We start from the raw sequence: 9,132 nt of genomic DNA, 5'->3' as shown, positions 1-9,132 counted from the left end.
CCTGGGCGTCGCTGGTTGGGGCCAGAAGGCGGCCAAGGACCATTCCGTCAGACGGCACCTTGTCTCCGAGGCCCGGAATCCGAACCTCGGCAACGGTCAGAGTGGTGAGCAACATCACCATCTGCACCGCCATGGCAACCCATCCGAGTGGGCCGGGACGCCAGATCAGGAGGCCCACCAGCACCAGCAAGTTGGCTGCCGGTCCACCCGTGGCGTGGAGCAGCTTGGAACGTCGATCATCAGATGCAGTCCGTAGATCCGCCAACACAAACCCGCTGCTCGGCCACAAACCCAGGCGCAACTCGGGGTCGTGGGAGTGGATGACGGTTGATGGTCCCGTTCCGATCGACACGGTCCGGACCTTCATATCGCCAAGCCCCGCCCCGATGACGTGGCCGTACTCGTGTGCTGCCAGCGAGAGCCACCGAATCGGTAGGTAAGCAGCAACGATCCATCCAAGTCCTGGCCAGTTCGCCCACCACCCAAACAGTGCAACCAGGATCAATTCTAAGACCAACAGGTGGAGCGTTCCCTGCCACCTCAACGGTCGATCGCTCAGGTCGAGACCCTGGGTACTCATCCGAGGAACCTGCTCGGGGTGCCCGACCAGGTGATGTAGAGCCCGTCGCGAGCGCGGGTGGCCGCCACGTACAGCAGGGACTTCTCCAGCTCCAGGTCCGATGCGTGCTGCACCGGATCGTCGTCTCGCTCGGTCATCGCCCAGCCTGCCGGCACGCTGGCGTCGTCGGCGTCGCTCACCGCCACCCGTTCGTACTCCAGGCCCTTCATGCGGTGCATCGTCCCCAGCCGCACCCCGGGCTTGCTGGGCAGGTCCTTCTGCGGCAACAGGCAGGTGGTCAGCCCGGCCGAGTCCAGCGCACCCTTGGCGGCCTCGACCTGCCTGTTCGTGCGGGCCGCCACGCCAATGGCGATCGGGTCGACCCCCTCGTCAATCCAGGCACGCACCTGCTCGACCAGCGCATCGAGCATCTCGGGGCGGGTGCGAAAGCCGGCCAGCACCGGCTCGGGACCCGACCGCAGGCTGTGGTAGCCGGCGAAGGAGTGCTTGTCGGACCCGCCATCGAGGTCGTCGGCGGTGACGCCCCCGTCGGTGCCCAGCATGGCCAGGCTCCACGCCATGATCTCGTGGGTGGTCCGGTAGTTCAGTTTCAGCTTCGCCGAGCGGCCCACCACCTTGATGCCCACCTTCGACAACGACGACCGACGGTCGTAGATCCGCTGGTGGCTGTCGCCCACGATGAACATGTCGTCCGGCGCCTCGGCCACCACCGCCCGCAACAGCCGCCATTGCGCCTCATGCAGGTCCTGGGCCTCGTCCACCACCACGTGCTGGTACGGCTTGGTCGTCCGGGGTTCCAGGTAGCCGGCGGCGGCAGCCGCCAGCTGCAGGTGGGTGCGCCGGCCGGCTTGGTCGAGGCGGCGTTCCAGCTCGTCGATCGCCTTCCACACCTCGGCCCGGCGGCGGCGGTTGAGGGGGATTCCTCGCCCGGCCCGGCTGACGGCGAAGTAGTCGGCGCGACTGCGGCAATTGTTGGCCAACACCACCTGCTCCCATTCGTTCACCAGGAACGATCCGGAGTACTCGCCGTCCATCGCTCGCTCGGTCACCACCTCGTCGGCGACCTTCTTGCAGTAGTCGTCCTGGGCGACCTTCGGGTCCCTCCCCTCGGCCTCCCGCACCAGCGCAAACACCAGCCGGTCCACGTTGATCACGTCCACCCGGCTGACGGCTGCGGGGTCCAACGCCCGCAGGTCGTTCTCGATCGCCTGCGCCAGGTTGCGGGTAAACGTGGTGAACAGGATCGGCTTGCCCAGCGGACTCTCGAGGCGTTCGGCCAGCGCCTTCGCCCGATGGATCGCCACGACGGTCTTGCCGGTGCCCGCCCCGCCGGTCACCCGGGCCGGCCCGCTGTAGCTGTCCCGGTAGGCCAGGTGGCGCTGCGAGGGGTGCAGGAAGATCCGCCACATCGCCAACGGCTGGGCGAGGATGTCAGCCAGTTCGTCCTGCCCCTCAACGACGTGGAAGGCGGCCTGGGAAGCGGGCGCCTCCAAAGCGGCGACCACGTCGTCGGTATCGACCTCCCCGTGGATGGCACCGGCCAGCTCCTGGTAGATGTGGTCGACGTCGTCGGTGCCGGTCAGCGCAATGACCGCCTCGGCCTGGGATGGTGGCAAGAGGCTGAGCAGGCCCTCCAGCTGATCCTCGGAGGTCAGCGCCATCAGCGCCGGCACCACTTCGGCGGTGACACCCAGGTTGGCAAAGTCGCGATCTCGCCGGTGGGCAAACAGCTGGTCACCGGCCGGGTCGGCCTGTTCCTGCACCACGGCGGCCTGCGCTTCGATGGCGGTGAGGTTGACCAGCTCCAGGGCGTTGGTGGCGGCGTTGACCGAGAACTTGTTCTTGGCCATCCACCGCTCGGCCTCGTCGTGGTTGCAGATGCGGGTGAGCACGAAGTGCTCGCCGTCGCCCACGTCCAGCACGATGCCCCGCTGACCATCGTCGATGCGGATGGTCCGAGAGCGGGGGTCGGCCGAGCCGTTGTAGGGCTCCAGGTTGATGCCCTTTGCCTTGCCCAGATCGGCCGGGGTCATCTGGGCGAACTTGGTGACCAGGTCGCCGATGCGCCGCTGCATCCTGTTGGGGAGACGCCCGTAATCGGCGAGGAACGTCGTGGCGAGAGCGAGGGATGCCATCAGCGCTCCCCCACGGCATCGAGCAGCGCATCGTCCGTCCAGCCCGACGCCGGGCGCAGGTCCCACCCATCGGCGCTGACGCCGGCCTGATCTGCGCCGAGCACGCCGATGCGCCGGTCGGGCCAGGCGGCCTCGACGGGTTCGCCCCCAAGCTCGTAGCCGGCCTCAAAGTCGGGGGCGCCCCGCATCAGCATCCTTCTGGTCAGCTCCCGCACGTCCTCATCCTCTACGAGTTCCAGTTCTTCGTTCATCTCCTCGGAGATCGTGACGTCGCCCTGTGACACTCCGTCGGCCGCCACGAGGAGCGCCTCCTCAGGTCCGTCCGGCGCCGCGGCGCCGTCGACCACCGCAACGCTGCTCGCTGGGTCATCCTCCTGGTCGAGGTTCACCAGCCAGAGCAGGTCAAAGCTCAGGTCCTCCGCCTCGGAGGTGGCGGTAACCAGCGCGTGGCGGCCGGGGCCTCGCATCAGCTGGGCGACGTTGGCCCACTGCACCCAATCCTGCCATCGGGCTGCGTGGCCTTCGGCCGAAACATCGCGGGCCGAATCGGGCAGGGCAGCGAGCACCGTCCAGCGCTGGAGCTGCTCACGTCCGGGGCGAGTATCGAGCGCCAGCGCCAGGCTCAGCCCGTTGGGCGTGTCGGCGCGCACTCCGAGCGCCACCGGCGCCCCGCCGTCGCCGGACGGTTGCACCGCCTTCGAACCCCTGGCGGCCCGTCCGAGGAACTCCTCGCCATCACCCCCACCCAACGCCAGCTTGGGCTCGGTCGAAGCGAACATGCCGCCGATGCCCGACATCGCCAGCTGGTTCCAGTCGTCGAAGTCGGGGCGGGCCATCACGTCCAGCAGCAGCTTCATCGGGTTCTGGTTGAGGTCGTCGACCTCGAAGCGCCCCCGCTGCCCCTGCTGCACCCGGCGGGCCAGGCGCCGGGCCTCGCCGGTGATCAGGTTGCGGGCGGCCGGTTCCGTTGGGGGCGACGCCTCGAATGCCGAGTGGAACGTCTTCACGTCGTTCCACGTCAGGTTCCACACCAGGTCGCCGTTGTCTCGAATCCCCCGGCGCTTCTGCGCGTCGGCGGCGATGTTGTTCACCTCGGGCGAGGCATGAAACTGGTAACCGTCGAGGAACACCGCAATGTTGGGGGCGCGGGTGTCCAGGCGGCGGATCAGGAAGTCGGGCAGCACGCTGGGTGACGTGCCCAGGCCCTCCTGCTCCTCGATCCGGTAGTGCGTGCGGACGCTGGTCTCCGGGTCGTCGCCGGTCTCCATCCGCAGCTCGAACGCCTTGTAGCGGCCCTGACCGGGCACGTCGGTCAGCGAGGCCCGCGTGTCGGGCAACGATGCCGCCCACGCCCGCAGCGCCGCCTTGAACCGGCGCTCCAGCTCGGACTCCTCGACCGTGCCGATCTCGATGTCGGCCACGGTGGGCACCGATTGGGGGTGCCACACGTCGTCGCCCAGCAGGTCGTCGAGGATCTCCAGGGCCAGGTCCCGGCGGGCCAGCTCATACTCCCCACGGTCGACCACACCCAGCAAACAGCGGTGGCACGCTTGGCGGCCCTCGGTGACGCACGGGCAGCGGGCGATGACGTCCCGGCCCCGTTCCAGGATGGTGCGCACCCGGTCGGGCTCGGCCAACCGGGCCAGGTAGCCGGTGCCGCCGGGCACCGCATCGAACAGCATCAGGTAGCGGCGGCGACCCTGCCCCGCCCGGTTGGGCGCATCGGTCAGCGCCACCTCCAGGTGGCTCGGGTCCCCACCAAAGTCGGCCCGCAGCCCCAGCAGCAGCGCCCCCTTGAACGATGCCAGGCGTTCGGACACCTCAAACATCGACACCGGCAACAGCATGCGGATCGACTCGGTGGTCAGCTCGTGGAACAGCACCACGTCGTCCCACTGCTCGTTCTTGGCTCCCGAGCGCACCTTGCACCAGCCCTCGTGCAGCCGCTCGCTCGGGGTGTTCTTCGACCGGTCCCGCACCTCACGCACCGCCCCGCAGTGGGCGCACACGGTAAAGCCGGTGACGTGATGGTCGTGCCCGGCGATGTGGCGCTTCTCGCCGCTGCGGTGAGCGAAGCCCAAGTTGATCGTGCGGAAGTGCGTGCCGGCGGCAAACTCGGCGCCGAACGCCTGGTTGGCCAGCGCCCAGGCCCCCTCCACATGGTGGGGGTCGACGTCGACAGCCAGCAGCGAGTCGTACTGCTCGCGCCGCCGGTCGTCGGTCTCGTCGTACACCCGGGCGGATTCCTCGGAGCCCGAGGCCATCGACCGCTTCAGGCGCAGCATGCGGTGGATGGCGCCGGTGTCGGCGATGCGGCGCCCCTTGCAGCGCAGGCACTCGGCGGGCGGCTCGCCCTCGTCGATGCAGCCGTATCCGCAGTCGGGGCACAGCCGCCACTGCTCGTGGGCGGGCAAGTCGGCGGTGCCGATCTCGAGGGCGTCGATCACGTGGCGGTGCCCGGCGGCGTAGAAGCTGTTGCCGGGCGCCAGCTCGGTGATCGCCCGGCGCCCGGGCCGCTGGTACTCGACCATCGTCGTCTCGTAGTCGCCGTCGTCGTCGCGGGCCCACGTGGTGGCCGACAGGGTGATCGAGTCGTCCATCAGCATGAAGTTGGGCAGCACGCTCAGGCGTTCCAGCGCGCTCAGCGTGTACTCCTCGCGATGCTGCCTGGCCAGCAGCGCCAGCGCCGAGCGCTGCCCGCGCAGGTCGGCCAGCTCTCGGGAGGCCTCGTCGCTGGGCAGCGCCTCCCCCTCCAGCTTGTCGGCGGCGTTGGTCAGCCGCTGCAACCGAAGCCGCAGGTCGGCGGCGTGTTCCTGCCACGTTCCGGCCGCCTCCTTCAGCATCAGCTCGATGCCGGCACCGGCAAAGTCGCGCAGCGCCGCCACGCTGCGATCGCTCAACGTGCTCCGCCGGTCGGCGTCGTCGAACAACCCCAGAAAGGCTTCGACGTGGGCGGGCGTTCCGATCGAGGCGTCGATCACCGCCCGCAAAAACGAGCCCACATCGACGCCGGCCTTCATCAGCTGGCCGATCTGGCGGGGCAGCTTCGGGGCGACGATGGTGCCGTCCGCGATGCGGTCGATCAGGTAGGCCACGTACTGGCGCTGCAGGATCTCGAGGGCGTCGAGGTAGCAGTTGGGCGGCCGCACGTCGCCGGCCAGCATCGCCTCGGGGTCGGCCAGGTAGTAGAGGCCGTGGGTGTCGGTGGGGACGAACGTGGTGATCAGCGAGTTGCCGCTGGCCCGTCCCGAGCGACCCACCCGCTGGATGTAGCTGGCCGGGTTGCGGGGCACCGAGGTGAGCATCACCGACGACAGGTCGCCGATGTCGATGCCCATCTCCAGGGTGGGCGTGGCGGTCAGCACGTTGGGGGCGTCCGCAGCGGTGCCCGCCTTGAACGCGGCCTCCAGATCTTCCCGGGGCGCCCGGCGCAGCAGCCCGGTGTGTTCGCCGGTGACCACCCGGGTGACGTTTCCGCCCCGGTACAGGTCGCGGTAGTAGTTGACCTCCCGCGGCTCCAGCGCCTCGAAGCGCCCGCTGCACCGGTAGCGCAGGCACGGTGTGCCCTCCCATGCCTCCAGCTGCGACGGCGGGGCAACGTGCAGGTGACCGCAGAAACCGCAGCGCACGGTGCTGGCGGTCAGCGGGGCCTCCTCGTCGTCGGCAACATCGCCGATCCTCACCATGCGGCGGTCGAGCCCGTAGATCGTGTGGCCGGATCCAGTCCAGGCGACCACCGTGTCGGTCTCGTTGGCCAGCAGCTTCATGGTGAGCAGGTTGAGCTCCCGTCCCAGCGCGGGCGCCACGCCCAGGCTGCGGACCGCCCAGTCGACCACCCAGGTTGGGGTGGCGCTCAGCGAGCTGAGCGAATCCAGGGTGCCCTTCGGACTGGTGGTGAAGAACGTCGGGCGGCCCCGGTCGCTGGTGAAGGGCGGCAGACCATCGGGACGGCCACCCCAGATAAACCAGGTGTCCCCGCCGTTGTCGAGGTACTGGGTCAACAGCGGGTGCATCAGCCCGCCCTTCAGCCGCAGCCGCTCCAATAACCCCCGCACATAGGTGACCGCCGCCAGCGGGTCGATCGCTTCGCCGGACACGCGTTGGGCCTCCTCGGCCACCAGCGACGCCCAGTCGTCGATGTCGGGCAGCGTCACCGCAGCGGCCGCCGCCCGCGACAGCTCCAGCGTTCGACCCACCCGCGCCCGCAGCCCAAACTCCAGGTCGACCTCGAAGCCCAGCCTCGCCGCCAGCAGCTCGTGTGCCCGAGGCTTGGGGGCATCGGTCCACACCGTGCGCACCACCGGGTGGCGCAGCAGGTCGGGTGGCACCAGCGAGAACACCTCCCGGGGGGTGGTGGCCTCGTCGAGCAACGTCTCGCCCAACTCGGCCAGCGACATCTCGCCGTCATCGATCAGCGCCCGGCTCATCAGCGCCCGCAGGTTGAAGCGGTGCGTGCGACCACCAAAGAACGAGGCCCGGTGGGAGGCGTCCTGCACCGAGTCGGTGAAGGCCAGCAGCTTCCGCTCCTGGCTCTCCAGGTGGTTGGAACCAAACAGCGTGTTGATCGACACCGACGCCAGGCTGGCCACCCGCAACCCGAGAAACCGAATGGCGTCGCGTTCCTTACAACCAGGGCAGCGGCCGGCCCGGGCGTCGTCCTCGCCGCCGGTCACCAACACCGGCAGGGCGTCCTCGGACCGGGTGTCGCTCAAGGTGTGGTCGATGGGCGAGAACCAGCGGACCGCTTCATCGTCGGGATGCCCAACCAACATCGTTCGAGCCAGCGGCGAGCCCTGCACCGAACTCCGGTAGATGTGGCCGGCGTTGGTGCTCAGCGCATCGCTGGTCTCCGAGGCGATGGCCATCCAGCCCGACATGCCGCATTGACGGCAGTACGTCGAGGGCAGCTCCAGCGTGTCTCCGCCCTCCGCATCATCCTCCGATACCGGAGCGGACGAGTCCCGCCACCGGAACGACGGCTTCGCTTGCACCTTCCGCAACAGACGCGACACCTCACGGATCCACAGCTGAATCTCCACGCTGAACAACGGGGTCAGCCTGGCGCCGCGACGCCGGCGGGCCATCGATAGCAGCCACAAGAACTGCGCCAGCGCCTGCTCGGCCCGCAGCGGCTCGTTTTGGTGGGTTCTGCCCCAATTGGGCGCACGGAACACGATCTCCTTGACCGCTTCGGGCCACGAACGGGGGCGCTCCCCCACCGCCGACAGCACGGCCCACGTCAGCGGGTGGGCCAGCAGCCGCTTCCCCAGCCGAACCCTGGCATCGTCGTCAGTCCCCAGAGCCGACCAATCGCCACCCTCATCCGTCGACGCACAGAAGGCGTTGGCCACGTCCTCCAGTTCGGTGAGCCCCAGCACGTCGTCCACGTCCGGGATCGGCAGCTCGTAATTCACCGGCTCGCAGGCCTCGTCGACGCTTTGGCGGCTCTCGCCGATCACCGACTCGGGTGGAAACTCCACCCCAAACACCTTCCCGGCGAACTCGGCCAGCTCAGCACCAGCCGAGGCCCCGGCGCCAAGCGTCGCCGAGGTGGCCACCGGCGTAGCGTTGCCAAGCGGGCGCCCAGGCTCTGCGGCCCCGAGCGTGGCGCCCAACCGACGGAGCAGCATGGCCACGTCGGTGCCCTGGGCCCCGTCGTAGGTGTGGAACTCGTCCAGCACCACGTACTGCAACGTGTCGGGATCGTTCCCAGCCCAAAGTTCCCTGTCGTCGTTGCGCAGCAACAGGAAGTCCAACATCTTGTAGTTGGTCATCAAGATGTCCGGTGGGTCGGCCCGGATCGCTTCCCGCTTGTCGATCACATTGTCCGGGCCCATCGTCGAGTTGCGGCCCGCCTCCCCCACATACAGCCCGGCGGTCAACCCGGCCAGCCGTCTTTCGCTGGCGATCAGGCTGGCGATGCGCCCAGCCTGGTCGGAGGCCAGGGCGTTCATTGGGTACAGAATCAGCGCTTTGATGCCCCGACGGCCCTCGTCGCGCATCCGAGCGCAGTGATCCAGAACCGGGTACAAGAAGCACTCGGTCTTACCCGACCCTGTGCCGGTCGTCACCAAGGTCGGTTCCGGTTGACGCCCACCAACGCTGCTCAGCCGCTCAAATGACGCCGCCTGGTGCGCGTATGGGACGAAGTCATCCGGAAGCCACTCCAGAGGGATCGTCCAGCGGTCTTCAACATGCTGAAACGGAGTGCGCACCGACAGGTACGGACCCCGGAAGATCCCATCGCCAGCTTCGGTCAGAAACTCCGAGAGCGCGTCCCGCGTCTCGTCGTCGCTCAACGCAAACGTGGTGGCCAGATACTCGACCAGCGCCTGACGAACTTCAGAGACCACCAACGACGGAATCATCGAAACCCTTCAGCGTCGGCACGATGTTGGGCGACTCTTGCCGCGTGCC

Annotated in this window: 3 protein-coding genes and 1 pseudogene; all 4 read right to left on the bottom strand. The window is 68.6% G+C overall.

The features are described 5' to 3' along the window. The coding region (locus PKD89_RS00655; protein WP_324332212.1) for a hypothetical protein at positions 1-190 on the bottom strand (190 nt) is incomplete at its 3' end. Positions 191-226: 36 nt separating this feature from the next. Continuing rightward, a pseudogene (locus PKD89_RS19910) lies at positions 227-367 on the bottom strand (hypothetical protein); the annotation flags it as partial. Between the two features lie 209 nt (positions 368-576). Then, positions 577-2,715 (bottom strand): UvrD-helicase domain-containing protein, encoded by a 2,139-nt coding sequence (locus PKD89_RS00650; protein ID WP_289010899.1) that lies wholly within the window; start codon positions 2,713-2,715, stop codon positions 577-579. Beyond that, positions 2,715-9,068: a DEAD/DEAH box helicase gene (locus PKD89_RS00645; RefSeq protein WP_289010900.1), complete on the bottom strand. Its 6,354-nt coding sequence runs from the start codon at positions 9,066-9,068 to the stop codon at positions 2,715-2,717. The genes PKD89_RS00650 and PKD89_RS00645 overlap by 1 nt, the downstream gene beginning before the upstream one ends. Positions 9,069-9,132: the final 64 nt, after the last annotated feature.

Origin of the sequence: Candidatus Neomicrothrix sp. (assembly GCF_035329545.1) — a bacterium.
Lineage (GTDB): Bacteria > Actinomycetota > Acidimicrobiia > Acidimicrobiales > Microtrichaceae > Microthrix > Microthrix subdominans.
Note: the sequence above shows the minus strand (reverse complement) of the source record. Positions and strands in the feature narration are given on the sequence as shown.